Source organism: Saccharothrix sp. ST-888, from assembly GCF_000955975.1.
Lineage (GTDB): Bacteria > Actinomycetota > Actinomycetes > Streptomycetales > Streptomycetaceae > Kitasatospora.
In genome coordinates this window covers 41,306-65,182 of sequence record NZ_JYJF01000027.1, presented here as the reverse complement: position 1 = coordinate 65,182, position 23,877 = coordinate 41,306, and the positions used below count along the sequence as shown (strand labels likewise).

The following is a 23,877-nucleotide window of genomic DNA, read 5'->3' as shown; positions in this document are numbered from 1 at the left end:
ACGCCCGCTGCGGCACCGGCCCCTTCCCCCGCCAAGCAGTTCGGCCAGAACCTGCTGCAGGGCCTGCAGAAGATCGGCCGCAGCCTCCAGCTCCCGATCGCGGTCCTGCCCGCGGCCGGTCTGCTGCTTCGGCTGGGCCAGGATGACGTCTTCGGCAAGGACGGTCTCGGCTGGGACAAGGTCGCCGCGGTCTTCTCGGCCGCCGGCGGTGCCGTCTTCGACAACCTGCCGCTGCTCTTCGCGGTCGGTATCGCGATCGGCTTCGCCAAGAAGGCCGACGGCTCCACGGCGCTCGCCGCCCTGGTCGGCTTCCTGACCTACAAGAACGTGCTGACCGCGTTCCCGATCACCGACGGCCACGTCGACAACGGCAAGTGCGTCGCCGCGACGTACCAGAACCCGGGCGTGCTCGGCGGTATCGTCATCGGCCTGCTCAGCGCGGTCCTCTGGCAGAAGTACCACCGCACCAAGCTGGTCGACTGGCTCGGCTTCTTCAACGGCCGCCGGCTCGTCCCGATCATCATGGCCTTCGTCGGCACCGCCGTCGGTGTGCTCTTCGCCCTCTGCTGGGGCCCGGTCGGCGACGCCATCGGCAGCCTGAACAACACCCTGATCGGGGCCGGTGCGTTCGGCGCCGGTGCGTTCGGCCTGATCAACCGCGGTCTGCTCCCGGTCGGCATGCACCAGTTCGTGAACTCCTACGCCTGGTTCCAGGCCGGTGACTACACCAAGGCGGACGGCAGCGTCGTCCACGGCGACCTGACCCGCTTCTTCGCCGGCGACCACACCGCCGGACAGTTCATGTCGGGCTTCTACCCGATCATGATGTTCGCGCTCCCGGCCGCCGCCATCGCCATCGCGCACTGTGCCCGCCCCGAGCGCCGTCCGGCCGTGCTGGGCATGATGATCTCGCTCGCGCTGACCTCCTTCGTCACCGGTGTCACCGAGCCGATCGAGTTCTCCTTCATGTTCATCGCCCCGGTCCTGTACGCGATCCACGCCGTGCTGACCGCCCTCTCGATGGGCATCACCTGGGCCCTGGGCGTCCACGACGGGTTCACCTTCTCCGGTGGTCTGATCGACTACGTCCTGTCGTTCAGCAAGGCGACCGAGCCGTGGCTGATCATTCCGATCGGCCTGGTCTTCGCGGCGCTCTACTACGTGCTCTTCCGCTTCGCGATCACCAAGTTCAACCTCCCCACCCCGGGCCGCGAGCCCGAGGAGGAGCTCGAGGACATCACCAAGGCCTGACGCCTCTCCCGGCCACGGCCACGGACCCCGCCCTGCCCGGCAGGGCGGGGTCCGTCCGTCTGTCCGGCCGTCCCGGCGTTACAGCCGGCCGAGGCGGGAGGCGTGCACGCCGGCCTGGAAACGGCTCTGCGCACCGCCGGACCTCAGCCGGACCGCCACCATGCGGGCCGCTCGCGACGCGACATCCGCCCCCTCGACGGCGGGGAACCCGGCTAATCCGCCGGAGAGTTGGCGCCCGAGTCGCAGAACCCCCCGAAGCCCCCTAGGGCTCCGGGAAAACGGCTGCGCTAGACCTCGTACGTGGCGCCCGCGCGGGCGAGTTCGATCGGGCCGCGGTACTCCTTGGCGGCGTCCAGCCGGTTGCTCTCGGCGTCCGTCCACGGCGGGATGTGGGTGAGCACCAGGCGCCCGACCCCGGCGGCCTCGGCGTGCTCGCCGGCCTGGCGGCCGTTCAGGTGGACGGCCTCGATCTCCTCCTTGCCGTGGGTGAAGGCGGCCTCGCAGAGGAAGAGGTCGGCGCCCCGGGCGAGTTCGACCAGTTCGGCGCTCTCGCCGGTGTCCCCGGAGTAGACCAGGCTGCGGCCGTCGTGCTCGATCCGGAAGGCGTACGCCTCGACGGGGTGGTTCACGGGCACGGCGGTGACCTGCAGCGGACCCAGCCGGAAGGTGCCCGAGTTGAGGGTGTGGAAGTCGAAGACCTCCTTCATCCCCGGCTCCTCGGGCATGTCGTACGCGCGGGCCAGCCGCTCGGCGGTGCCGTGCGGACCGTAGACCGGGATGGCCTCGGGGCAGCCCTCCGCCCGGTAGTTGCGCGCGACCCAGTAGGCGCAGAGGTCGATGCAGTGGTCCGCGTGCAGATGGCTGAGCAGGACCGCGTCGACCTCGTACAGCCCGCAGTAGTTCTGCAGAGCGCCGAGGGCGCCGTTGCCCAGGTCGAGGACGGCGCGGTAGCCATCGGCCTCGACCAGGTAACTGGAGCAGGGCGAGTCGGCGGACGGGAAGCTCCCCGAGCACCCCACCACGGTCAGTTTCATGCCGAGCCCCTCCGCCCCACTGGGTCATGGTCCGCACCTGCTGCCACTACCTGCCGGTAGCAGTGTGTTCGCCTGTCGAGAGTAAGGGCGCGGAGGCACTCTGTCCCCGTCCCCGTGCCGTGCTGTGGCTGGAATCACCAGAACGGGCCGGGCCCGCACCGGCCGCCGGCCGGCGACCGTACCGACCTTCGACCGGGGCGGCTCAGCGGTGACCTGGCCGATTGCGGGCCCAGGCTCTGATGGTGTCCGGATACCAGCGGGGATGGCCGCCCACGTCGGTGAGGTCCGGCTCGGGGAGCAGGCCGTGCCTGCGGAGGTTGCGCACGCTGTCGGGCTGGACGTTGATGTGCCGGGCGATCTCCGCGTAGGACCAGAGTTCGTTGCTGCGCGGGCTCATCTGGACCACCTTGGGTCGAGCTCTCCCGAGGCCGCCCCCGGGGTTGTGCGGCCCAGCCTCTTCGGGCCGCCCGCACGTCCGGGCACACGACGGCCCCCGTCGTCGTACCGTGACCGGCCCACAGCCCGGAACGGACAAATTCCCGAATGTCACAGCCCCGGGAGAACGCGCGGAAGGCGCGGCACCGGAGCGGTACCACGCCTTCCGTCAATGCTGTTGACGAACCGTCAGGCCCAGAGCTGGCCCTGGAGCGCCTCGACGGCCTCCTCGGTGGAGGCGGCGGTGTAGATGCCGGTGGACAGGTACTTCCAGCCGCCGTCGGCGACCACGAAGACCACGTCCGCCCGCTCGCCGGCCTGGGCCGCCTTGCGGGCGACGCCGATCGCCGCGTGCAGGATCGCGCCGGTGGAGACCCCGGCGAAGATGCCCTCCTGCTGGAGGAGTTCACGGGTGCGGCGGACCGCGTCCGCCGACCCGACGCTGAACCGGGTGGAGAGCACCTCGGCGTCGTACAGCTCGGGGACGAAGCCCTCGTCGAGGTTGCGCAGCCCGTACACCAGGTCGTCGTAGCGCGGTTCGGCGGCGACGATCTTGATGCCGGGGACCTTCTCGCGCAGGAAGCGGCCGACGCCCATCAGGGTGCCGGTGGTACCGAGCCCGGCCACGAAGTGGGTCACGCTCGGCAGGTCGGCCAGGATCTCGGGGCCGGTGGTGGCGTAGTGCGCACCGGCGTTGTCCGGGTTGCCGTACTGGTAGAGCATCACCCAGTCCGGGTGTTCCGCCGCGATCTCCTTGGCCATCCGCACGGCGGTGTTGGAGCCTCCCGCAGCGGGCGAGGGGATGATCTCGGCGCCCCACATCCGGAGCAGCTCGCGCCGTTCCTCGCTGGTGTTCTCCGGCATCACGCAGACCATCCGGTAGCCCTTGAGCTTGGCCGCCATGGCCAGCGAGATACCGGTGTTCCCGCTGGTGGGCTCCAGGATGGTGCAGCCGGGGGTGAGCCGGCCGGCCGCCTCCGCCCGCTCGATCATGTGCAGGGCCGGACGGTCCTTGATCGAGCCGGTCGGATTGCGGTCCTCCAGCTTGGCCCAGAGGTTGACCAGGCCCTCGGTGTTGCCCGGGACGGCGGCGGAGATCCTGGGCAGGCGGACCAGCGGCGTGTTGCCGACGGCTTCGAGCGGACTGTCGTAGCGCACGGGGCCTCCGGCGGTTGCGAGTCGGACGGGGAAGGGGACGGTCAGCGCGCTCCGCCGGCCACGGCCGGGAGGATGGTGACGCTGTCGCCGTCGGCGAGCTCGGTGGCGACACCGGCCAGGAAGCGGACGTCCTCGTCGTTCAGGTAGACGTTGACGAAGCGGCGCAGCTCGCCGGTCTCCTCCAGCAGGCGGCCGGCGATGCCCGGGTGGCGGGTGTCGAGGTCGGCGAAGAGCTCCCCGAGGTTGCTGCCGGCGCCCTCGACGGCCTTGTCGCCGTCGGTGTAGGTACGGAGGATGGTCGGGATGCGGACCTCGATGGCCATGGCTGCGCTCCTGAAGAGTCAAGTTCGGGTGCCGCAGGGCTCGCGGCAGGGAGGGGTGGCCCCGGGGGCGGGGCGGCGGTCGGTGCCGAGCTCAGCTGGCGTCGGCGGTGGCGGGACAGATCGAACTGGCTAGCCGGCACAGGTCGACGTGCAGGCGCGCCACGAGGCGGATGCCCGGGGCCTGGGTGCTCACATCGACGGAACGCATGGGCTCATCGTATAGATTCCCGCCCCCGCTCCGACATCTCCGTCTTGCGATTCGGATGTTTCCATTCCTCCCCTTGAGACAGAGTCGGAGCGCGAAGGGCCCGCCGCACCCCTCTCGGGTGGTGCGGCGAGCCCTCGGGGTCCGCGCTGAGCTGGGCCGCTAGGCGTCGACGACCTGGACGTCTTCCTCTGTGATCACACCGTCCACGATCCGGAACGAGCGGAACTGGAACGGGTCGCCCTCGCCGTTGCCGTCGGCCGTGGAGACCAGGACGTAGTGCGCGTTCGGCTCGGAGGCGTAGCTGACGTCGGTGCGCGAGGGGTACGCCTCGGTGGCGGTGTGCGAGTGGTACACCACCACCGGCTCCTCGTCCCGGTCGTCCATCTCGCGGTAGAGCTTCAGCAGGTCACCGGAGTCGAACTCGTAGAACGTGGGCGAGCGGGCCGCGTTGAGCATCGGGACGAAGCGCTCGGGACGGCCGCTGCCGGCCGGTCCGGCGACCACGCCGCAGGCCTCGTCCGGGTGGTCGGCGCGGGCGTGGGCCACGATCGCGTCGTGCAGCTCTCGGGTGATGGTCAGCATGCGGTCAGGATAGCCAGGTCCCCGCGAGCACCGTTTCCGCCGTCCCAGACCGACCGGCGCATGGGGGGCGGCGTCGCGTGCCGATGGCTGTCGCCTGGACGGCTTCTCCTCAGTCGCCGCAGCTCCGCTGCTACTCCTTCGTCGGCACCGCCCAGACTCGGTCCTCACCACGCTCCTTCACCCACCCCCCATGTGACGGTCGGTCTCAGCTGTCGGACTTGACGTGCAGGTGGTCGTGCGCCCGGCCGTGCACGGCCTCCGGACGGGTGCGCTTGAGCACCAGGTAGCCGATCACCAGCAGCGCCGCCCAGACCGGGAAGACGTAGAGCGAGATCCGGTTGTCCGGGTCGAAGCCGATCAGGACGATGACCAGGGCCAGGAAGGCCAGGGCCGCCCAGCTCGCCACCACGCCGCCGGGCGCCTTGAAGGTGGGCGGCGGCAGGTGGCCATTCTTCCAGGAGGCGTGGTAGCGGATCTGGCAGATCAGGATCATCGCCCAGGTCCAGATGCCGCAGACGGTGGCCACCGAGGTGATGTACTCGAAGGCCTTGGCCGGGGCGAAGTAGTTGAGCACCACGCCGAGGCCCATCAGCGCACAGGAGACGGTGATCGCGGGCGCCGGGGTCTTCCGGGAGTTGAGTGCGGTCATCCTCCCGGGCGCCTGGCCGCGCAGGGCGAGGTCGCGCAGCATCCGGCCGGTGGAGTACATACCGGAGTTGCAGGAGGAGAGTGCGGCGGTGAGCACCACGAAGTTGATGATCCCGGCCGCCGCCGGGATCCCGATCTTGCCGAAGGCGGCCACGAACGGGCTGACGCCGGGCTTGAACTCGGTCCACGGGACCAGCGACAGGATGATGACCAGCGCACCGATGTAGAACAGCGCGATGCGCCAGGGCAGCGTGTTGATGGCTCGCGGCAGGGTCTTGGCGGGGTTCTCGCTCTCGCCCGCGGTGACGCCGACCAGCTCCACGCCGAGGTAGGCGAACATGACGATCTGCAGGGTCATCACGGTCGCGCCGATGCCCTTGGGGAAGAAGCCGCCCGCGTTCCACAGGTAGCCGACCGACGCCGTGTCACCAGCCTTGCTGAAGCCCAGGGTGAGCACCCCGATGCCGATCAGGATGATGCCGATGATCGCCGTCACCTTGATCATCGAGAACCAGAACTCGATCTCCCCGAACACCTTCACCGAGATCAGGTTGGCCGCGTAGAGGATCACCAGGAAGCCCAGCGCGCTGACCCACTGCGGGATGGCGGGCTCCCAGTACTTGATGTAGACGGCGGCGGCGGTGGTCTCGGCCATGCCGGTGACCACCCAGAACAGCCAGTACGTCCAGCCGGTGACGTACCCGGCGAACGGCCCGATGAACTCCCGGGCGTACTCGGCGAAGCTGCCGGAGACCGGGCGGTAGGTGAGCAGCTCGCCGAGGGCTCGCATGATCGCGAAGATCACCAGGCCGGCCACCGCGTAGCTGAGGATCAGGCTGGGGCCGGCCTTGGAGATGGCGGTGCCCGCGCCGAGGAAGAGGCCGGTACCGATGGCGCCACCGATGGCGATCATCTGGATCTGGCGGCTGCCCAGCCCGCGCTCGTAGCCCTCCTCGTCCGGCTCGGTGTCGACGACTTCGTCATACGCCTGTTCGGCCATGGCAAACGTCCTTGGGTCGTGGGGGAAGAGGAGAAGTCCTACCACGGTGCGTCCGGATATCGGCGCCCATCTGAGCGTTATTTGAGCATGGCATGTCCGGTTTTGCGGCGATTCACCGGAAATGAGATAACCCCCTGTCCAAAAGGTGGACAGGGGGTTACCGGTCGTTAACGGTCGGTCGGTCTCAGTCGGCCATCGCGGCGATCAGCGACTCCTGCATCCCGCCGAGCCAGAGGTAGGCCATCACCAGCGGCTTGCGCGGATCGCCGTCGGGCAGCCGGTAGAACGTCTCGTCGTCGTCCTCGTCGACCTCCAGCCGGGCGCCCAGGGTGAGCCGCAGGTCGTTCAGCGCGCCCAGCCAGTTCCGGCACTCGGCCGCCGGGACCTTCACCACGCCGCCCTCGCCGCCGAGTCCGTCCAGCGCCTTGATCACGTTCAGCGCGTCGTCCCGCTTGCGGGCCCGCAGGTCCAGCTCGGTGTAGCGGCGGAACTCGCCCGCCATCGCCCGGGTCTCCGAATCGGCACTCGCCCCCGGCTCCCCGTACGCGTCCGGGAAGAGCCGGGCCAGCGCCGGATCGGCGGGCGCCTCGGTCGGCCCCTCGGCGAACAGCGCCGCCAGCGGGTCGTCACTCTCCCCGCCCGGACCGGGGCCGATCAGCTCCAGCATCTGCACCTCCAGCGAGCGCAGGATGGATGCCTCCAGCTCGTCCAGCACGATCGCCGCGCTGCCGCCACCGGCACTCTCGAACAACCCAGCCATGAGTCTCAGTCAGCCCGTCTTCGTCGTGTGTCACAGGTCTAGCAGGTCGAGCACGGCGGTCAGTCGTGCTGGAGCGTGGCCCACAGCCCGTAGCCGTGCATCGCCTGCACGTCCCGCTCCATCTCCTCGCGCGTACCGCTGGAGACCACCGCCCGGCCCTTGGTGTGCACCTCCATCATCAGCTTCCTGGCCTTGTCCTTCGGGAAGCCGAAGTAGGCCTGGAAGACGTACTGGACGTAGCTCATCAGGTTGACCGGGTCGTTGTGGACGATGGTCACCCACGGGGTGTCCGGCTCCAGTGCCGGAATGCCTTCGACCTCCGGGCGCTCGATCTCCACGGGCGCGACACTCACGGCAGACACTCCTCATCAGGGCACGGTTTCCGCCTCTCATGCTTCCATCCGGGGGAGGTCCGGGCGAATCCGGGTTCACTCCGTCCGACAGAAATCGTCACTCTGACGCTAAGTGGTAGTAGCATCATCGCCATGGACGCCATCACCGCGCACCGCTCCACAGCGCTGCTCACCGACCGTTACGAGCTGACCATGCTGCAGGCCGCCCTGCGCAGCGGGGCCGCACACCGCCGCTCGGTCTTCGAGGTGTTCACCCGGCGACTGCCCAACGGCCGCCGCTACGGCGTGGTGGCCGGCACCGGACGGCTGCTGGACGCGATCGAGAACTTCCGCTTCACCGCCGCGCAGCTGGACTGGCTCGCCGACCAGGACGTGGTCGGGGACGACACCCTGCGGTTCCTCGCGGACTACCGGTTCACCGGAGACGTGCACGGCTACCCCGAGGGCGAGGTCTACTTCCCCGGCTCGCCGATCCTCACCGTCGAGGGCAGCTTCGCCGAGGCGGTGATCCTGGAGACCGTCATCCTGTCGATCCTCAACCACGACTCGGCGATCGCGGCCGCCGCCTCCCGGATGACCAGCGCCGCCGGGGCCCGCCCCTGCATCGAGATGGGCGCCCGCCGGGCCCACGAGGGCGCCGCCGTGGCCGCCGCCCGGGCGGCCTACATCGCCGGTTTCAGCGCCACCTCCGACCTGGAGGCCGGCTACACCTACGGCATCCCCACCGCCGGAACCGCCGCGCACGCCTTCACCCTGCTGCACGACAGCGAGCGGGACGCCTTCACCGCCCAGATCGACTCGATGGGCCGCGGCACCACCCTGCTGGTCGACACCTACGACCTGGCCGAGGCCGTGCGCACCGCCGTCGAGGTGGCCGGACCCGGCCTGGGCGCCGTCCGGATCGACTCCGGCGACCTCACCCTGCTCGCCCACCGGGTCCGCCGTCAGCTGGACGAGCTGGGCGCCGAGAAGACCCGGATCATCGTCACGTCCGACCTGGACGAGTACGCCATCGCCGCGCTCGCCGCCGCGCCCGTCGACGGCTACGGCGTCGGCACCAGCCTGGTCACCGGCAGCGGGCAGCCGACCTGCGCGATGGTCTTCAAGCTGGTCGCCCGTGCCACCACGCCGGGCGGCCCGCTGGTCCCGGTCGCCAAGCGCTCCGCCGGCGGCAAGACCAGCGTCGGCGGACTCAAGTGGGCCGCCCGCCGCCCCGACGCGGACGGTGTGGCCGAGGCCGAGGTGGTCGGCACCGGCCCGGTGCCCGAGGAGCTGGCGCCGCACCTGCTGCACGTCCCGCTGATCCAGGGCGGCGAGGCGGTCGGCCGCGAGCCGCTCACCGCGGCCAGGGAACGTCACCACCGCGCGCGGGCCGCCCTGCCGCTGTCGGCCACCCAGCTGTCCAAGGGCGAGCCGGTGCTGGCCACCGAGTTGCTCATCGGCAGCGCCTGAACACCACGCACCGTCTCGGCCGGGCCACCGCCCGGGCGTCGAACGGGGCCCGCCGGGCGGGAGACCGCCGGACGGGAAGCCGAGAAGCACGCCCGACCGCGGGACCGAGGAGCGCCAGCAGGCTTCCGCCTACGCGCGTCACTCCCTAGAGTGGCCACACCACCGAGCCACTGCTCCGAGCAGCCGTACGCCTCATCCACCCAAGGAAGCACCCCATGCACCGGGTACTGATCGTCGTCGATGTGCAGAACGACTTCTGCGAGGGCGGCAGCCTCGCCGTCGCCGGCGGCGCCGAGGTGGCCGCCGCGATCACCGACCTGATCGCCGAGTCCTCCCCCGGGTACGCACACATCGTCGCCACCCGGGACTGCCACATCGACCCGGGTCCGCACTTCTCCACCGAGCCCGACTACGTCAACACCTGGCCCCCGCACTGCGTCGCGGGTACCGAGGGCGTCGGCTTCCACCCCAACTTCGCCCCCTCGGTCACCTCGGGCGCGATCGAGGCGGTCTTCGACAAGGGCTCCTACTCGGGCGCGTACAGCGGCTTCGAGGGCGTCAACGAGAACGGCGAGACGCTCGCCGGCTGGCTGCGCGGGCGGGACGTCACCGAGGTGGACGTGGTGGGCATCGCCACCGACCACTGTGTCCGGGCCACCGCCCTGGACGCCGCCCGGGAGGGGTTCGCCACCCGGGTCCTGCTGGACCTCACCGCCGGGGTCTTCGCCGCCACCACCGAGGCTGCACTCACCGAACTCCGCCTGTCGGGAGTCGAGTTGACCGGAACCCCGATCGTCGGGGGCTGATCAGGGGGCGGGGAGCCGCATGGGCGACCCACCGCCTTCACGGGCGACCCACCGCCTTGGTGGCAGCGCCGGTCCGGCACCGCCTCGGGGGCGCGAGGCTCGGGGGTGCGAGGTGCGGGGGCACACGGCTTGGGGCAGGCGCACGCCGGGCCGCCTGCCGAACGGCCGCTCAGCGTTCGGTGACGACCAGTTCGACCACATCCGCCCCACCCGCCACGAACGCCTCCCGCAGCTCGCTCCCCACCGCATCGGGCTCCCCGGCGACCCGCTCCCCCGAGACGTACACCACCCGCACCCCGAGGTACTCCATCCGGTGCTGGCCGCCCCTGACCCAGGCCGCCTCGCCCTCGCTGACGCACCGCAGCTCCGAGTCCAGCTCGACCGCGACGCCCACCGCCGGCCAGTACAGGTCGGGCACCGCGACATAGGTGCCGCCGCGCATCCGCAGCTCCGGCCCGGTCAGCGGGACCGGCAGCAGCCACTCGTCCACCAGTTCGCCGATCCGGTCCAGCACCGACTCCCGCTCCGCCGCGAGGAGTTCGTCCAGCGCCGCCCTGACCCGGGGCTCCGCCAGCAGCCCGGCCTCCCGCAGCTCGGCGACCAACTCCCGCAGCGTGCAGCGGGATTCGCCGCCCGAGACGGCCTCCCGCAGGACCGCACGCAACAGCTCGGGCCGGAGCTCGCCGCTGTCGAAGACCCCCTCGTCGATCCACTCCCGCACCGTGTCCGCGACCGCTCGCGACACCGGGGCGCAGGCCAGGCCGTGCACCGAGCGCGCCTCCAACTCCCGTTCGGTGCGCCGGATCCGGACCTCGCCGACGTCCCGCAGCCGACGCTGCCTGGGCACCAGGACGTTCACTTCGGTGACCGCGGGCAGCCGGGGCGCCGAGGCGAATCCGTACAGCGCCAGCGCCGCCGCGCCGGTGATCACCGCCCCTTCGCGGCGCCCCTCCTCGCGGCCGTTCTGCGCCGCGTACAGCAGTGCCGCCCACATCCGCTGCTCGGGCGTGGGATCGCCGTCCTGCAGCAGGTACACCCGGGGCAGCACCCGCTGCCACGGGCCGCCGCGCCGGCAGTGCTCGCTGACCAACCTGGTCGGCACGCCCCGGGCGCGCAGCTGACTGGCCGTGATGACGTTCTGCTGACGGCGCGCCAGTTCTTCGAGTGAGGGGTGCGAGGGGGGAGTCTGGTAGCTCATGCCGACACCTTCCCCACCAGCTCGGCTGCCGCATTCACGACCTGACGCACTGTTACTCAACCGTCGCGAAATCGGGACTGCCCTGCACTAAAGTCCCCATACCCTCACTCATTCGGCGTAACGGACGTTCGCCCCCTTGCCGGTTTCGACCGGAGTTGGCATGTGCCATCCGGTTTTCCGCCATCTGCAACGTTCGCCGACGCCCGGCCGATCCACCGTTCTGAGCTGCGGGGTCTGACCGACAGTGACGAATGACATACGGTGAAGCACCACCCCGAGGTCACGACCGACCTTCGGAATTGCCTACCATCACCTCATGCCACGCGATGAGTCCACCGGCCTGCGTGCCGCCCAACTTCGTCTCGGCCGTCTGCCCGGTTACGTCCGCCAGCCAGACCTGGCCCGCCGCAACGGCGAGGAGGGCCGCACGTACAAGAAGGGCTGGGAGGTCCGCTTCACCGCGCGCACCGAGGAGGAGATAGCCGAGATCCGCGACCTGGTGGTGGCGGCGGGCTTCGCCCCCGCCCGGCCCTTCTTCAAGGGGCACCAGCTGATCCAGCCCGTGTACGGCATCGCGGCCGTACAGGCCTACCTCGCGGCGCGCGAGGCGATCGAGGGCCTGGCCCGCGGCAGAGACAGCGGGCCGCGGATCCCCGACCAGTGCCGGGCCGAACCGGCCCAGCGCACCCCGGCCCAGCGGAGCCGCACCGAACGGGGCCGCGGCGACCGGGGACGCGCCGAGCGCGAGCACCGCAGCGCCGCCGCTCCGGCCGCCGCGGCTGCGGCCTCGTCGGCGGCAGCGGCGGCGGCCCTGCGGGCACGCCAGGCAGCGGAACCCGCCGGAAGAGCGGACGCGCAGGTCAACGGGTCGGCAGCTGGTCGTACGTCTTGAAGGTGTACTCGGCGTCGTAGGTCATCAGGTTGCCGCTCGCCGAGGGCAGGCCGAGGCGACGGTTCAGCAGACCGGACAGCGGGCCGCAGTCCTTGGCAGCAGGGACGGCGAACTCGTCGGCGTACGCGGCGAACTTGATCAGCGGCGGGTTCTGGGAGAGCCAGACCGACTTGCCCGAGCGCTTCAACCGGAAGTCCACCGGGGCGTCCGCGGCGATGCCGCACCCCTCGGGCAGCAGCGGGCCGGCGAGCCGGAATCCCAGGCTGATCTGCCCGGTGTAGAAGTCCGAACGGCCGCCGTACCGGGGCTCGACGGTCATGCCCAGCAGCGGGGAGCGGTCGCCCGCCCCGGTACCGGTCAGACCGCCCGGCACGGCGGTCGGCGCGGTGTGCATGGCGCCCCAGACCTGAGCCATCGTGCCGTCCGCGAGCGGGCCCTCGGCGTGCGTCATGGTGATCGGTGCGAGCTTCAGCTGCTTGACGCCGCCCATCGTCAGCTCCGGTGCGGCGGCCGACACCTCACAGCGCCAGCGGGCCGGGTCGACGCCGGCGGGGAGCTCGGGGCAGTCGCTGTAGTCGGTGTGCTCGGGGTCGATGAGGGAACCCTGGGGGGCTGCGGTCGGGGCGGCAGGTGCCGGGGTTGCGAGCGCCGGGGCCGCGGGTGCTGCCGTCTCGGCATGGGCGAAGCCCGGTGCGTACGCGGCCACCAGCGCCGCTGCGGCGGCGGTCCCGGCGAGGGTCGTCCCGATACGGCGGCCCAGGGAGCCGCGGGAAACGGCGGGAGCGGTGGGGGTGGGGGTGGGGGTGCTGCTGTTCTCCATGGCCATCAGCCTGCCGTCCGGCGCACCCCCGCAGCCATCGGTGACGCCCCCGTCCCGACCCCGAGACAACCATGACCCACCGTCAGGGCCCAACCCCGAGAGGAGGATGGTCGATGTGCACGGTGGCCGCCAGCAGCCGGGGCACCGCCCTGATCAGCGCCCGCTCGGCCGCCTCCGCCACCTGGTGCCCGGCGACCACCGTCAGCCCGCCGTCCACCACCACCTCGGCCTCCGCCCGCAGCGAGTGGCCGATCCAGCGCATCCGCAGCGCCCCGACCCCCTGTACGCCCGCGACCGTACGGAGTTCCCGCTCCGCCGCCTCCACCAACGCGGGATCGACCGCGTCCATCAGCCGCCGGCCGATCTCGCGCACCGAGGTGCGCAGCACCAGCAGCATCGCACCGGTGATCAGCAGGCCGACGATCGGGTCGGCCAGGCTCCAGCCGAGCGCGCTGCCCGCCGCGCCGAGCAGTACGGCCAGCGAGGTCAGCCCGTCCGTACGGGCGTGCACACCGTCCGCGACCAAGGCGGCCGAGCCGATCGCCCGCCCGGTGCGGATCCGGTAGCGGGCCACCCACTCGTTGCCCAGGCAGCCGACCAGCGCCGCCCCGGCGACCGCCCACAGGTGGGTGACCGGCTGCGGGTGGAGCAGCCGGTCCACGGCGGTCGCCGCCGCCAGCACCGAGGAGGCCAGCACGGCGAGCACCACGGCCACCCCGGCGAGGTCCTCCGCCCGGCCGTAGCCGTAGGTGTAGCGGCGGTTGGCGGCCCGGCGGCCCAGCAGGAAGGCCAGCCCGATCGGCACCGCGGTGAGGGCGTCGGCGAAGTTGTGCACGGTGTCGCCGAGCAGGGCGACCGAGCCGGAGAGCATGACGATCACCGCCTGTACGGCGGCCGTCAGCCCCAGGACGACCAGCGAGATCCAGAGCGCGCGCAGGCCCCGGGCGGAGGCCTCCAGGGCGCCGTCGATCCGATCGGCGGCCTCGTGCGAGTGCGGCGTGACCAGGTGCGAGAGCCGGTGGGCCAGACCCCGCCACGAGCGCTCCCGCCCGGGGCCGTGGCCGTGACTGCCGTGCTCGTGACCGTGACTGCCGTGCTCGTGACTGTGGCTGCCGTGCTGGTGCTCGTGGGGGTGATCGTTGCCGTGACTGCCGTGCTCGTGGGTGTGATCGTGACCGTGCTCGTGGGCATGCCCGCCGGTGTGCGGATCGGCGGGTCGGCGGGTGTGGCTGCGGCCGGTGCCAGGGCCGTGGTGGTGCTCCGCGTATGCCTCCATGAGGACTACGGTGGCACACCAACTCCCTTGCAGCCACTACCGTTGTACCTGCCCTGACCAGCTGCGACACCCTCGCAGCTGCACCGGTCGAGCACTATGGCCGACAGATCGACTGACAGATCGTCAAATAGCGGCTCAATCAAGTCCATTCCGAGAATCTGATGAGACTTGTCACTCAAAGCAGCCACTCAAGGGCCTAGAGTGAGCATAGGGTGCTCCCTTGCCGCCGCGACCAGATCGAGAGGCCGATGTGACCGACCGTCATGTCCCGTCCGCCGGCCTGGGCAGTTCGGGCAGCAATCCGGCCGGCCGCGCCGACTTCCTCGAACTCTCCGCCATGCCACTGGAGTTCACCGCATTCCGGGAACTGCACCACCCACGCTACCTGAGCTACGCCCGGGTCTGGTTCCACGAACCGGTACGGTCGGCGGAGATCGTCGAACTCGCCTTCCGCGCCCTGGCCGGCGTCTGGCCCGAAGTCCTGGGCAGCCCCAACCCGGCCGCTGCGGCCTGGCAGATCCTCCGCACCACCGTCTCGGAGCAGATCGACCACCGGGGCGGCGCCGCCGACCACGTCCTTCCCGGGCAGCAGCGCCTCCCCGAGCAGCGGAGTGCGGCCATGGACGAGGACCTCGCCATCCTGCACTACGTGGTCGGCCTGGCCACCCCCGAGATCGCCGACGTGGTGGGCGCCGACACCGCGAGCATCGCCAGCCAGCTGCGCCACGCCCTCCGGCACGAGCCGGCCGAGTGGTGAACCCGCCCTCGCGCCCGCTTGTCCCCGCGCGACACCCGGCACCCCTCGTGTCCGCCCGTACTCCTGCGTCCCGCTCCCGTGATCGCAATCACTCGCCCCGCCACTACTAAGGGGCGGCCGTCGGGCGAAGGATGATCTCTGTCCACAGCACGACGAGACAGGAGTCCTTCGTATGCCCGTCGAACACGCCGTCGCGATGATCGGACTACAGGCCGACGCCTGCGAGAACCTGGGTTCACCGCTGTACGCCGCGCTGCTCCGACGGGTCGCCCAGGACGTCCGGGACGGCGGCCCGTGCGCCGACGCCATCGCCGGGTACGAGGACGCCCCCGGCCCCGACGCGATCGCGCTGCGCCTGCTCGGCGGCATCCACGCGCTCGTGCTCACCGGCCGGGCTCCGGAGCTCGCTGTGCACTACCCGAGCGTCGGCGGCTCCTTCGCCCCGGAAGCGCTCGACAAGGCCTGGGCCGCCTTCCGCGCCACTGTGGCGGCCGAACTCCCCCGGGTCAGGGACTGGATGACTCGTCCGCCGCAGACCAACGAGGTCGGCCGCGCCAACCTGCTGATCACCGGCCTGCTCCACACCCTCGCCCGACACCCGCTCCCCGTCAGGCTGTTCGAGCTCGGGTCGAGCGCCGGCCTCAACCTCCTGGCGGACCGGTTCCACTACCGGTCCACCGGTTTCGCGTACGGCCCGGAGGACTCGCCTGTCCTGCTCCCGGACGCCTGGCGCGACACCCCGCCGGCCTGGCTCACCGGACCGCAGCCCACCGTCGCCTTCACCGAGCGGCGGGGCTGCGACCTCACCCCGATCGACCCCGTCTCCGCCGAAGGCTCGCTGGCCCTGCGCGCGTATCTCTGGGCCGACCAGCCTGCCCGCACCGCCCGCCTCAACGGGGCGCTCCGGCTCGCCACCGGCACTCCCGCACCGGTCGATCCGGTCGGAGCTGCCGAGTTCCTCGCAGGCGTCGAACCCGCTGCGGGCGCACTGACGGTGGTCTGGCACTCCATCATGCGCCAGTACGTCCCAGCCGGGGAATGGGCCGGTGTGGAGGCCGGGTTGCAGCGGCTGGCCTCAGCGAGCACGGCCGACGCACCGTTCGCCCATATCGCGTTCGAACCGCGCCGGGTCGGCGACCGGCACCGGTTCCAGCTCACCGTGCGGACCGGCGCCGACTTCACGGTGGAACAGGTGCTCGCCGAGGCCATGCCGCACGGGCTCCCCGCCTGGCTGCCGACCGCATGATCCGGCGTCAGATCGCGACGCCGGTGACGTCGTAGAGGTGGTGCACCGGGTCGTGGATCAGGTAGCGCGCGAAGGACTCCACGGTGAAGCGCGCGCCGTCGGTGCGGTCCCCGGTGCGCTGCCACTGCTCGCCGGAGACCGCCTCGAAGGACGCGGCCAGCCGCTCCGCCGCCTCCGCCAGCTCCACCGTGACGACCGCCGGATCCTGGGAGTCGTACCGCTCGGCGACGGCGGTCTCGTCCTGGTCCCAGTTGGCGAAGAGCGGGCCGTCCTGGGTGAGCATCAGGTTGAGCCGGAGGTCGAAGAGCCGGAAGACGTCGCGGACGTGGCAGGCGTACTCCAGGTCCGACCAGATCTCCGGTCGCGGACGGCGGCGCAGCCGCTCCTCGGGGAGCTCGGTGAGCCGGGCCACCCAGGCGGCGGCGTTGGCGCGCACCATCGCGGCGACGTCCTCGCGGACGACCGACGGCGTGTCCAGCCCGCAGTCCGCGCAGGGGCGTTGGAGGACCCAGGTCCAGTCCTTGGTATCAGGAGTGATCATGCGTCCAGGATGGCCCGGCCGCCCTCGGCCCCACCAGCGGCCGGACCGCCAGTCGGCGCCAAGATCCTGCCACCGCCAGTCGGCGCCAAGATCCTGCCACCGCCAGCCGGCGGCAGGGCAGCCGCCGCACGCGGCCTGCCCGTGCCCCTGCTCACCGGACTGGAGCGGGTAGGCGGCCGCGCCCTCCCGGGGAACGGCGGACACATCTCGCACGCCGACTGCGCCATCGCGGTCCTGGACCAGATCGAGCGCCCCACCGGCCACCGGACCCGGATCGGCGTCCACGCCTGGACACCGGCTGCCGCGTCGCCGCCTCGCCGCCTGCGGTGCCCGATCAGCCGTCAGGCCGATCAGCCACCCGTCCGGTCGGGCACCGCCGTCGCCCCGGCCGGACCGGCGCCTGTCAGCACCCTGGTCATCCACACCTCCGCGTAGGGATCGTCCCCGTACGGCTCGGTCGGCCGATACCCGAGCCGCCGGTACAGGGCGATCGCCTCGACCAGGTCCTTCCGGGTGTTGAGCAGCATCCGCGAGACACCCCTGGCCCGCGCCACCTCCTCCGCCGCACCGACCAGCCGGGCCCCGGCACCACCGCGCCGGGCCTCCGCCCGGACGAACACCCGGGTCAACTCCCCCACCCCGTCGCCGAGCCAGCGCACCCCCACACAGCCGACCGGCATCGCGCCGTCCCGCGCCACCAGGAACACCCCGCTCGGCTCGACGACGTCGACGCCGTCCCCCGTCACCTCGACGATCTCGGACTCGGTGGCCGGGCGGTCGTGGTAGCGCCTGATCAACTCCTCCGAGTACGCACGCCGCAGCAGCAGGGCGTCCGGGTGGCCGACCTCCGTGGCGGTAACGGTCCAGCTGAGCGGGGCAGAGATGTCCATGGCCTCATTCTCCGGAGGCCGACAACTCCTTTTCCCCCGCCGGGCCTTCTCCGCCGTACGATCCGCCGCGCCCCTCCCCACCCGTCGCCGGCTCCGGGCCACCGCTCTGCGCGGGCACCTCCCCGGACCGGGCTGCGGGCCGAACTGCGGGCCGAGCGAGCACGGACGGCGCGGGAGGCAGGGGCGGCCTGCCCCACTCCGCCGGCGGCCGGTACCCGCACCGGCTACCGTCGAACGGGAACCGGCGTACCTCGGCCAACCGTGCCACCCTCTCCCCCTCCGCCCGCACCTCGGCGGCCTGCTCCACCGTCCAGTACGCGGGGTGGCCGGTCTTCGCCGCGAAGGACTCCTCGTCCTTCCACTGCCAGCTGCCGTCCGCCGCGACGGTGAGGTCCAGCTCGAGGTCGGCGACGTCGATGTCGTCGCCCCGGCGGGTACGGCGCTCCAGGTTCACGTACCAGCCCTTGAAGGCGGACCCGGGCTCCGGAGCGAAGTGCCACCACACCGCGTACCCGGCCCCGCTCGGCTCGAAGATCAGCGAACCGCCCTCGTACCACCGCCCCGGCACCAGCCGATAGCCACCGGCCGGCCACTCCGCCGGATCGATGTCCCGGATGTGCCGACCCTCGGGCAACTGCGCCTCCCACACCGGGGACCCGCCCGCCATCCACAGCCACAGACCATCGGCCCCGTGCGCCACCACCCGCACCGGGACCACCGCGAGCAACTGCCCGCCGAAGGAGAAGTTCCACCGCACGATCCGACCGGCGTCGAAGTACATGTCCGGCATGGTGCCATGGCCCACCGACAACCGCCGGAAGACTGGTTGGCCCGCCGATGACCCGCCGAGTACAACTGCCGAGTAGAACTGGCGAGTAGAACTGGCGAGTAGAACTGGCGAGTGATCAACGACCACGCCCTGAACGACAAACCACCGTGATCGGCGAACGAGTACGCCTGGTACCCCTGGGCTCCCAGCACGCGGAACCCTTCTGGCAGGCCACCCTGGCCCCGGAGAACCGCCGCCTCGCCGGCAGCCGCCGGGAGTTCACCCTGGACTCCATCCGCGCCTGGTGCGCCGACCGCGCCACCCAGCCCCACCGACTCGACCTCGCCATCGAGGACCGCACCACCGGCGGCTACCTCGGCGAACTCGCCCTGATCGACGTCGACCACGGCAGCGAGTCCGTCGCCTTCCGGCTCGCCCTCGGCCACGCCTTCGAGCAAATCCGGCTGGACCGCGTCCAGCTGGAGGTCTGCTCCTTCAACTCACGCGCCGTCAAGGCCTACCAGAAGGCCGACTTCACCCTCGAAGGCCGCCTGCGCGACGCCCACATGTGGGAGGGCCGCCGCTACGACGTGCTCTGCACGGCCGCCCTGCGCAGCGAATGGCGGACACCCGCCCAATGAGCGGGGCCCGCCACCCGGCCTCCCGTCAACTGCCGCTGCCGCCGCCGCTCCCCTGAACCGCGCAGAGCGCATCGATGTTCTCCCGGCCCAACCCCAGCGACCCGCCGAACAAGTCGGTCATCAGGTTTTTGCAGACCGCAGCCTCCTTCGGCGTCTTGGGCCCCTCGGCAGCCGCCGGCTGCGCCGCCACCAACGGCGCCGCCAGCAGCACCGCAGAGCACACCGCGCGGGTGGCGAACTTCTTCAATCTCGACGTCGTGGAAAACATGTCGGCCCTTCGGATAGGCGATGGACGAGCCATCCCTATCCGAAGGGCCGTTCACATCCGTGGACGCTCCGCCATCCGTGAGCGTGTCAGCGGTACGGATTCTCCGAGGCCGGCGGCTGCTGCTGGTAGTACTGCGGCGGCTGACCACCACCCGCAGGCGACTGCCCCTGCTGATACTGCTGCCCACCGGCCCCGTACGGCGGCTGCCCGCCCGGCGGCACGTACCCCCCGGGTCCGCCAGATCCCCCCGGGCCCCCGGACCCGCCGGACCCACGCCCACGGCGCACCACGAGCAGCACCACACCGCCGATCACCAGCAACGCGACGACCCCGATGGCCGCGTAGACAGCCATCGAGCCACTGCCGCTGTCCTTCTTCTCGGGAGCGGCCTGCTCCTGCCCGCTACCCTTGCTCGCCCCGGCAGAAGGAGCTGCGGACGACGACGCCGCGTCATCCCCGCCCTGCGACTCGGCTCGCCCGAGCAGCGGGTTCTCCTTCGGCCCATTGTCCACAGCCGGGTTGGGTGCCAATGCCTTCGAGGGCGACGCGATCCCGTACCCGTAGCTGTTGTTGGGCACCTTGGAGCCGTCGGGCGGCGCCACCGCAGACTTGATCATCCGGTTGATCACCTGGCCGGCCGACAGATTCGGGTACTTCGAGCGGATGAGCGCGGCGATGGCGGAGACGTACGCAGTGGACGCGGATGTCCCGGTTCCGTTCCCATAGCTCGTAACTGACTCGTTGCTCGCTCCATAAATACCCACTCCAGGAGCAGCAAGCGTCAACTCAGGACCACGATTGGACTTATCCCAGAGCATGCCTCGTTGATCGATAGCCCCGACCGCCACTACACCCGGAAATGCAGCAGGATAGGTTACAGGCGCATCGTGATTCCCCTGATTCCCGGTCCCGCCAACAAGAACTACATCCTTATTGATCGCCTCATTGATCGCGGCGCGAGTTTCAGCGCTATTCATCAGCGCCGCCGATGAAATTGACATGTTGATAACGCCAGCACCGCGGCTTAGCGCGTACCTAATCGCCTCTGCCACCTTGGTCTCACCACCTGTGCCGACTGATCCTGACCCATCCAGAGCGACTCGGATCGGCAGGATTTTGGCCTTAGGCGCCAAGCCGATAACACCAGCCTGGTCTCCATGCCCGTGACCCGCGATCAAGCTGGCAATCTCAGTTCCGTGACCCAGCGTATCCTTGCGGCCATCTGTTTGTTCCCCTGAGAAGTCAGCGCCAGGGAGAACCTGTCCAGTCAGATCCTGATGGTCAGGAAACACACCGCTGTCGATCACCGCGACCGTTACCCCGTCGCCTTGACTGATTGGCCAGACTGCCCGTTGTGCGTCGTAGTTGACGAGGGCCCACTGGCCATCCCGAACTGTGTCTGCACTGGCAGGCGCAGCGCTCAGACCCCAGAGAAGGGTTCCTGCTGCAAGCGCGGCCACACCGCGCATCGGTCGGCTGGTCGTCAAGCCACTTCACCCCACTCATCGAAGCGGCCGTCCCGCAGAACCGATCTGCGGGACGGCCGGTCAGGTCCGACTGCCCTGCTGGCAGGGACTCATTCCACCACGTTCGGGTTGGCCTTCTCCCCCGACATCCAGGTTTCCTCGTCCTCCACCAGGTAGTCGGGACGCTCCTTGCCCTTCTTCTCCTTCTTGCTGCCCTTCCCGGCGGCACCGGGCATTCCCCCATGCGCACCGCCCCCGGTGCCGGACTGCCCAGCCTGCGCACGGCTCCGACCGATGCCCGAGCCGCCCTCGGTGAACGAGCGACGCCCAGCCCCACCGGATCCGGCCTCACCCACTACACCACCAGGACGCTGCCCCAGCCCCCGGCCCGAACGGCTTCCGCCCCCGACACCGCCCGCTTCGCCTTCGACACCGCCCATGCCGCCGGCGCCGAACGCACCGCCTCCACGGACTGCACCTCGACTACCATCGGAACCGAGGCCACCTCGGCCCGATGCAAGTCCGCCGCTGGCCGAGCCGCCCTTGGCGCCGCCGGCAAGGCCGCCGCCACCAACCACACCCGAGCAGCCTCCGGTACCCGGGAGAGCTCCGGTAGCAGTGCCTCCGGTACCGCCTCCGGCAGTGATCGGCCCCCTCCCGACACCTCCCGTTTTGGGGACAGTCACACCGCCGTCAATCCCGGTACCAGGTCCGACGCTTCCAGGATGTTGCGGGCGGGGAGCCGGAGTGGCCGTACCTCCCCAGACCCCAGGATCGGTGGGTGCAACGACAACCGGCTTTGGAGGCTGTGCGGTTTGACCGGACCAGGAGGCCGACGGTCGGCTACTCGCGTGCGAAGTCTCGGTGTCGCCACCCGCACTTGCAAGACCCAGACCGGCGCCGACAATCAGGCCGCTGATCGCCTCAGCACCACTCGAATCCCCGGGCGGAGGAAGCTTTTCCACCTCTTCAATTGAGGAAGCTTTCGGTACCTGCAGGCCAGCAGTGCTTGCACGATACTTGAGCGCCAGCATGTCCATGACCGCAACAGCCTGCGCCTTCCGCTCATCGGCGATGGGCGTAGTCTTCTCACCCACCATTGACTTGGCAGCATCGCCGATGGAATCGCCGACCTTGTCCAGGAGATCGGGCTCCTCAGGCATATCGCGCTTGGCCTGGTCGATGGCCTCGGAGATCCCCTGAAGCGTGATCGCGGCGTCGTTGGCGTAGGCGGCAACGTTGTTGACGCTGTTGGCCAGCGTGGTCATCTTGCTGTAGAAGGCGTTGCTGGTGGCGCCCTCCCAGGAGCCGGTGGCATCACCCGCAGCGGTATTGAGGGCTGCCCGGATCTGCTTGAGCGTGGTGGCAGCCTTGCGCCAGGGATCACTGGCGGCCATGACCCCACCGGAGTCCATGGACTGGACCATGCGCCGCAGGTCGCCGTGACTGTATCCACTGAAATTCGTGTTCGCGTCACTCATACCCGGACGCCTCCCGTCCTGATCGCCATCGTTCCGCCACGCACGCCGTCCTCAACGACGCCCCCGCCTACCACGTCGGTTGCGGATCGCCGCTGCCCGAAGAAGCCTTGGAGGAGCCCACCGAACCACCCGAGGACGAAGCAGCTGTACGGGAGTTGTACCCGGCCTGGCTGACAGGCGCCGAAGTACTGCCGACTGACCAGCCATCCCCGTTCACCCTGAGGCTGCGGGAGGTCTCCTGCTCCTGCTCCTCGTAATTGTTGGCGGTAAGGTCGGCCTTCCGCTGAGCCTCGTCGATCGCGTCCTGAATGGCATTGAGCACATCGCGCAGGCCATTGCGCATGTCCTCGTACCTGCTGTGCAGCGCCTGGGCCTCGGCGAAGTCCCCGAACGCCCCAGTGCCCACCCCGCTCTGCCCATGCGTCCGGTTACCGTCCGCGCTCGTCTGGAACTCGCCCAGCAGTCCCCGGACCTGCGAGGCGAAGGCCCGCAGGCTGTCCACCTCTACGCGGTAGCCGGCCCCGGCGCCCCCGCTCGAACCGCTCCCCGTGCTCACGACCCCGTACCTCCCCCGTACACCTTCTGCAACTTCAGCAACTCCCGTAGCCCGCCAGGACCACCATCACCGGCACCGGCCGGACAGTCCGTCACGCGCCATGACCCGACGCCGACCCTCATGTCTAACACATGCCAGAGACCGTCAGAACGCCACCGGGCACCCGAGAGCTGAGAGCTTCGTCGCCCGTCCGGCCCCAGCAGCCGGGGCGCTGTCCACCCCATACCCCAGCAGGGCTGACGGAATGCCACCAACGAATCGTCGGCGAGTCCGTCAACAGCGCTCCACGGCGGCGGCAAGCGCCTGCCGGCACAGCGAGTCAGCCTTCCGGGTGGTTTCCGGCAGGCGGTAGGCCGGGGCCAACTCCAGGGTCAGACCGACGGCTTCGGCCAGGCCGATGCGGTGGCCCACCGAGACGAAGACCGGCTTCACCCCGGGTCGGGTACGGAGAGCCCGGCCCACCTCCTCGCCATTCCCGGCGTCGTGCAGCGGCGCCCAGGCGCCGCGTTCGGGCCCGGGCTGCTCGTAGGTGAAGGTGAACGGGGTCTTGGCGACGCCGATGGTGCGCAGGCCGCTCAGCACCCCGAGGTGGCTGGCGAGGCCCAGGCGGCGCGGATGGGCCTGACCGTACCCGTCACAGACGACCAGGTCGGGGGTCTGCCCGAGGCCCGCCAAGGCCGCCAGCACGGTGGGAAGTTCGCGGAAGGCCAGCAGCCCCGGCAGGTACGGGAAGCTGATCCGCCCGACCGCCGTCGACTGCTCCACCGCCTCCAGGCTGGTGCGGTCGAGCAGGACGGCGGCAGCGGCCACCACGTCCCGCTCGTCGTCGTACGCGACGTCGACGCCGGCCACCAGCGAGATGCCGGCGAGCTCGGGCCCGCACGGCCCGACGTCGACCAGCCCCCGCAGGCGTTCCTGCTCGGCAAGCGCCTCGGCCTCGGTACCGGGCCACCCGGCAGGCGGATCAACACTGTTGGGCACGGCTCGGCTCCCCCGACACAGCAGACACGACAGACACAACCAGACCCCCACCGTACCGAAGCACCCTCACCCCACCACAGCCCCG

General features: G+C 70.7%; 27 protein-coding genes. 7 read left to right on the top strand and 20 right to left on the bottom strand.

Going from position 1 to position 23,877, the window contains the following annotated elements; genetic code table 11:
- Positions 1 to 51: 51 nt before the first annotated feature.
- The gene (locus UK12_RS12270; protein WP_045302878.1) at positions 52 to 1,251 is read left to right on the top strand and encodes a PTS transporter subunit EIIC; all 1,200 of its coding nucleotides are present in this window, start codon (positions 52 to 54) and stop codon (positions 1,249 to 1,251) included.
- Between the two features lie 287 nt (positions 1,252 to 1,538).
- Here the strand turns inward: UK12_RS12270 and UK12_RS12265 are convergent, their stop codons facing one another.
- From UK12_RS12265 to clpS, 9 genes are all read right to left on the bottom strand, one after another.
- Positions 1,539 to 2,285: an MBL fold metallo-hydrolase gene (locus UK12_RS12265; RefSeq protein ID WP_045302833.1), complete on the bottom strand. Its 747-nt coding sequence runs from the start codon at positions 2,283 to 2,285 to the stop codon at positions 1,539 to 1,541.
- Between the two features lie 202 nt (positions 2,286 to 2,487).
- Complete coding sequence (locus UK12_RS12260) at positions 2,488 to 2,682, bottom strand: MarR family transcriptional regulator (protein ID WP_045302831.1); 195 nt, start codon at positions 2,680 to 2,682, stop codon at positions 2,488 to 2,490.
- A gap of 227 nt (positions 2,683 to 2,909) precedes the next feature.
- Positions 2,910 to 3,878, bottom strand: a complete 969-nt coding sequence (locus UK12_RS12255) for a PLP-dependent cysteine synthase family protein (protein WP_045302829.1) — start codon at positions 3,876 to 3,878, stop codon at positions 2,910 to 2,912.
- A 41-nt stretch (positions 3,879 to 3,919) separates the two neighbouring features.
- Positions 3,920 to 4,201 carry a MoaD/ThiS family protein gene (locus tag UK12_RS12250; protein ID WP_045302827.1) on the bottom strand — a complete coding sequence of 94 codons (282 nt, stop codon included), beginning with the start codon at positions 4,199 to 4,201 and terminating at the stop codon, positions 3,920 to 3,922.
- 91 nt (positions 4,202 to 4,292) lie between these two features.
- Entirely contained in the window at positions 4,293 to 4,409 is a 117-nt protein-coding gene (locus tag UK12_RS44745; RefSeq protein WP_331386646.1) for a putative leader peptide, read from the bottom strand.
- A 159-nt stretch (positions 4,410 to 4,568) separates the two neighbouring features.
- Positions 4,569 to 4,991 (bottom strand): Mov34/MPN/PAD-1 family protein, encoded by a 423-nt coding sequence (locus tag UK12_RS12245; RefSeq protein ID WP_045302824.1) that lies wholly within the window; start codon positions 4,989 to 4,991, stop codon positions 4,569 to 4,571.
- Between the two features lie 205 nt (positions 4,992 to 5,196).
- Complete coding sequence (locus tag UK12_RS12240; protein ID WP_045302822.1) at positions 5,197 to 6,639, bottom strand: amino acid permease; 1,443 nt, start codon at positions 6,637 to 6,639, stop codon at positions 5,197 to 5,199.
- Between the two features lie 184 nt (positions 6,640 to 6,823).
- The gene (locus UK12_RS12235) at positions 6,824 to 7,399 is read right to left on the bottom strand and encodes a DUF2017 domain-containing protein (RefSeq protein WP_045302820.1); all 576 of its coding nucleotides are present in this window, start codon (positions 7,397 to 7,399) and stop codon (positions 6,824 to 6,826) included.
- A gap of 59 nt (positions 7,400 to 7,458) precedes the next feature.
- Positions 7,459 to 7,752, bottom strand: coding sequence for an ATP-dependent Clp protease adapter ClpS (gene clpS, locus UK12_RS12230; RefSeq protein ID WP_045302819.1), 294 nt, complete (start codon positions 7,750 to 7,752; stop codon positions 7,459 to 7,461).
- A gap of 132 nt (positions 7,753 to 7,884) precedes the next feature.
- Here clpS and UK12_RS12225 point away from each other — a divergent pair, with 132 nt between their 5' ends.
- Both UK12_RS12225 and UK12_RS12220 read left to right on the top strand, forming a co-directional pair.
- Positions 7,885 to 9,204, top strand: a complete 1,320-nt coding sequence (locus UK12_RS12225) for a nicotinate phosphoribosyltransferase (protein ID WP_045302816.1) — start codon at positions 7,885 to 7,887, stop codon at positions 9,202 to 9,204.
- A gap of 215 nt (positions 9,205 to 9,419) precedes the next feature.
- The gene (locus UK12_RS12220; RefSeq protein WP_045302814.1) at positions 9,420 to 10,010 is read left to right on the top strand and encodes an isochorismatase family protein; all 591 of its coding nucleotides are present in this window, start codon (positions 9,420 to 9,422) and stop codon (positions 10,008 to 10,010) included.
- 169 nt (positions 10,011 to 10,179) lie between these two features.
- Here the strand turns inward: UK12_RS12220 and UK12_RS12215 are convergent, their stop codons facing one another.
- On the bottom strand, positions 10,180 to 11,208 hold the full coding sequence (locus UK12_RS12215; RefSeq protein WP_045302812.1) for a type IV toxin-antitoxin system AbiEi family antitoxin domain-containing protein: 1,029 nt from the start codon (positions 11,206 to 11,208) through the stop codon (positions 10,180 to 10,182).
- A gap of 316 nt (positions 11,209 to 11,524) precedes the next feature.
- Here UK12_RS12215 and UK12_RS12210 point away from each other — a divergent pair, with 316 nt between their 5' ends.
- A complete protein-coding gene (locus tag UK12_RS12210; protein WP_045302810.1) occupies positions 11,525 to 12,100 on the top strand; it encodes a hypothetical protein in 576 nt (191 codons plus the stop codon).
- Here UK12_RS12210 and UK12_RS12205 read toward each other — a convergent pair.
- Positions 12,069 to 12,920, bottom strand: coding sequence for a hypothetical protein (locus UK12_RS12205; protein WP_197084781.1), 852 nt, complete (start codon positions 12,918 to 12,920; stop codon positions 12,069 to 12,071). The genes UK12_RS12210 and UK12_RS12205 overlap by 32 nt on opposite strands.
- 82 nt (positions 12,921 to 13,002) lie before the next feature.
- Positions 13,003 to 14,196, bottom strand: coding sequence for a cation diffusion facilitator family transporter (locus tag UK12_RS12200; protein WP_082119541.1), 1,194 nt, complete (start codon positions 14,194 to 14,196; stop codon positions 13,003 to 13,005).
- A gap of 250 nt (positions 14,197 to 14,446) precedes the next feature.
- Here UK12_RS12200 and UK12_RS12195 point away from each other — a divergent pair, with 250 nt between their 5' ends.
- Together UK12_RS12195 and UK12_RS12190 are read left to right on the top strand one after the other, a co-directional pair.
- Positions 14,447 to 14,953, top strand: coding sequence for a hypothetical protein (locus UK12_RS12195; RefSeq protein WP_045302808.1), 507 nt, complete (start codon positions 14,447 to 14,449; stop codon positions 14,951 to 14,953).
- A gap of 172 nt (positions 14,954 to 15,125) precedes the next feature.
- Complete coding sequence (locus UK12_RS12190; protein WP_045302806.1) at positions 15,126 to 16,199, top strand: DUF2332 domain-containing protein; 1,074 nt, start codon at positions 15,126 to 15,128, stop codon at positions 16,197 to 16,199.
- A 7-nt stretch (positions 16,200 to 16,206) separates the two neighbouring features.
- Here the strand turns inward: UK12_RS12190 and UK12_RS12185 are convergent, their stop codons facing one another.
- From UK12_RS12185 to UK12_RS12170, 3 genes are all read right to left on the bottom strand, one after another.
- Positions 16,207 to 16,740 carry a DinB family protein gene (locus tag UK12_RS12185; protein WP_045302804.1) on the bottom strand — a complete coding sequence of 178 codons (534 nt, stop codon included), beginning with the start codon at positions 16,738 to 16,740 and terminating at the stop codon, positions 16,207 to 16,209.
- A gap of 350 nt (positions 16,741 to 17,090) precedes the next feature.
- Positions 17,091 to 17,630 (bottom strand): GNAT family N-acetyltransferase, encoded by a 540-nt coding sequence (locus tag UK12_RS12175; RefSeq protein WP_045302794.1) that lies wholly within the window; start codon positions 17,628 to 17,630, stop codon positions 17,091 to 17,093.
- Positions 17,631 to 17,634: 4 nt separating this feature from the next.
- The gene (locus UK12_RS12170) at positions 17,635 to 18,411 is read right to left on the bottom strand and encodes a DUF402 domain-containing protein (protein ID WP_082119544.1); all 777 of its coding nucleotides are present in this window, start codon (positions 18,409 to 18,411) and stop codon (positions 17,635 to 17,637) included.
- Positions 18,412 to 18,566: 155 nt separating this feature from the next.
- Here UK12_RS12170 and UK12_RS12165 point away from each other — a divergent pair, with 155 nt between their 5' ends.
- Positions 18,567 to 19,040: a GNAT family N-acetyltransferase gene (locus UK12_RS12165; protein ID WP_045302792.1), complete on the top strand. Its 474-nt coding sequence runs from the start codon at positions 18,567 to 18,569 to the stop codon at positions 19,038 to 19,040.
- 25 nt (positions 19,041 to 19,065) lie between these two features.
- Here UK12_RS12165 and UK12_RS12160 read toward each other — a convergent pair whose 3' ends face one another.
- From UK12_RS12160 to UK12_RS12140, 5 genes are all read right to left on the bottom strand, one after another.
- Complete coding sequence (locus UK12_RS12160) at positions 19,066 to 19,287, bottom strand: hypothetical protein (RefSeq protein ID WP_156178679.1); 222 nt, start codon at positions 19,285 to 19,287, stop codon at positions 19,066 to 19,068.
- A gap of 107 nt (positions 19,288 to 19,394) precedes the next feature.
- Positions 19,395 to 20,795 carry a S8 family serine peptidase gene (locus UK12_RS37285; RefSeq protein WP_156178678.1) on the bottom strand — a complete coding sequence of 467 codons (1,401 nt, stop codon included), beginning with the start codon at positions 20,793 to 20,795 and terminating at the stop codon, positions 19,395 to 19,397.
- Between the two features lie 89 nt (positions 20,796 to 20,884).
- Positions 20,885 to 22,255: a WXG100 family type VII secretion target gene (locus UK12_RS37815; RefSeq protein ID WP_082119540.1), complete on the bottom strand. Its 1,371-nt coding sequence runs from the start codon at positions 22,253 to 22,255 to the stop codon at positions 20,885 to 20,887.
- A 67-nt stretch (positions 22,256 to 22,322) separates the two neighbouring features.
- On the bottom strand, positions 22,323 to 22,757 hold the full coding sequence (locus UK12_RS12145) for a hypothetical protein (RefSeq protein WP_156178677.1): 435 nt from the start codon (positions 22,755 to 22,757) through the stop codon (positions 22,323 to 22,325).
- A 327-nt stretch (positions 22,758 to 23,084) separates the two neighbouring features.
- On the bottom strand, positions 23,085 to 23,792 hold the full coding sequence (locus UK12_RS12140; protein WP_197084780.1) for an endonuclease V: 708 nt from the start codon (positions 23,790 to 23,792) through the stop codon (positions 23,085 to 23,087).
- Between the last annotated feature and the right edge of the window lie 85 nt (positions 23,793 to 23,877).

Excerpts from the sequence above, each read along its gene's own strand:
- UK12_RS12225 (WP_045302816.1), top strand. The coding sequence starts at position 7,885 with ATGGACGCCATCACCGCGCACCGCTCCACAGCGCTGCTCACCGACCGT.
- UK12_RS12205 (WP_197084781.1), bottom strand. The coding sequence starts at position 12,920 with ATGGAGAACAGCAGCACCCCCACCCCCACCCCCACCGCTCCCGCCGTT.
- UK12_RS37815 (WP_082119540.1), bottom strand. The coding sequence starts at position 22,255 with ATGAGTGACGCGAACACGAATTTCAGTGGATACAGTCACGGCGACCTG.
- UK12_RS12170 (WP_082119544.1), bottom strand. The coding sequence starts at position 18,411 with ATGTACTTCGACGCCGGTCGGATCGTGCGGTGGAACTTCTCCTTCGGC.
- UK12_RS12260 (WP_045302831.1), bottom strand. The coding sequence starts at position 2,682 with ATGAGCCCGCGCAGCAACGAACTCTGGTCCTACGCGGAGATCGCCCGG.
- UK12_RS12175 (WP_045302794.1), bottom strand. The coding sequence starts at position 17,630 with ATGGACATCTCTGCCCCGCTCAGCTGGACCGTTACCGCCACGGAGGTC.
- UK12_RS12235 (WP_045302820.1), bottom strand. The coding sequence starts at position 7,399 with ATGGCTGGGTTGTTCGAGAGTGCCGGTGGCGGCAGCGCGGCGATCGTG.
- UK12_RS12190 (WP_045302806.1), top strand. The coding sequence starts at position 15,126 with ATGCCCGTCGAACACGCCGTCGCGATGATCGGACTACAGGCCGACGCC.
- UK12_RS12265 (WP_045302833.1), bottom strand. The coding sequence starts at position 2,285 with ATGAAACTGACCGTGGTGGGGTGCTCGGGGAGCTTCCCGTCCGCCGAC.
- UK12_RS12200 (WP_082119541.1), bottom strand. The coding sequence starts at position 14,196 with ATGGAGGCATACGCGGAGCACCACCACGGCCCTGGCACCGGCCGCAGC.
- UK12_RS12210 (WP_045302810.1), top strand. The coding sequence starts at position 11,525 with ATGCCACGCGATGAGTCCACCGGCCTGCGTGCCGCCCAACTTCGTCTC.
- UK12_RS44745 (WP_331386646.1), bottom strand. The coding sequence starts at position 4,409 with ATGCGTTCCGTCGATGTGAGCACCCAGGCCCCGGGCATCCGCCTCGTG.
- UK12_RS12245 (WP_045302824.1), bottom strand. The coding sequence starts at position 4,991 with ATGCTGACCATCACCCGAGAGCTGCACGACGCGATCGTGGCCCACGCC.
- UK12_RS12240 (WP_045302822.1), bottom strand. The coding sequence starts at position 6,639 with ATGGCCGAACAGGCGTATGACGAAGTCGTCGACACCGAGCCGGACGAG.
- UK12_RS12215 (WP_045302812.1), bottom strand. The coding sequence starts at position 11,208 with ATGAGCTACCAGACTCCCCCCTCGCACCCCTCACTCGAAGAACTGGCG.
- UK12_RS12250 (WP_045302827.1), bottom strand. The coding sequence starts at position 4,201 with ATGGCCATCGAGGTCCGCATCCCGACCATCCTCCGTACCTACACCGAC.
- UK12_RS12185 (WP_045302804.1), bottom strand. The coding sequence starts at position 16,740 with ATGATCACTCCTGATACCAAGGACTGGACCTGGGTCCTCCAACGCCCC.
- UK12_RS12220 (WP_045302814.1), top strand. The coding sequence starts at position 9,420 with ATGCACCGGGTACTGATCGTCGTCGATGTGCAGAACGACTTCTGCGAG.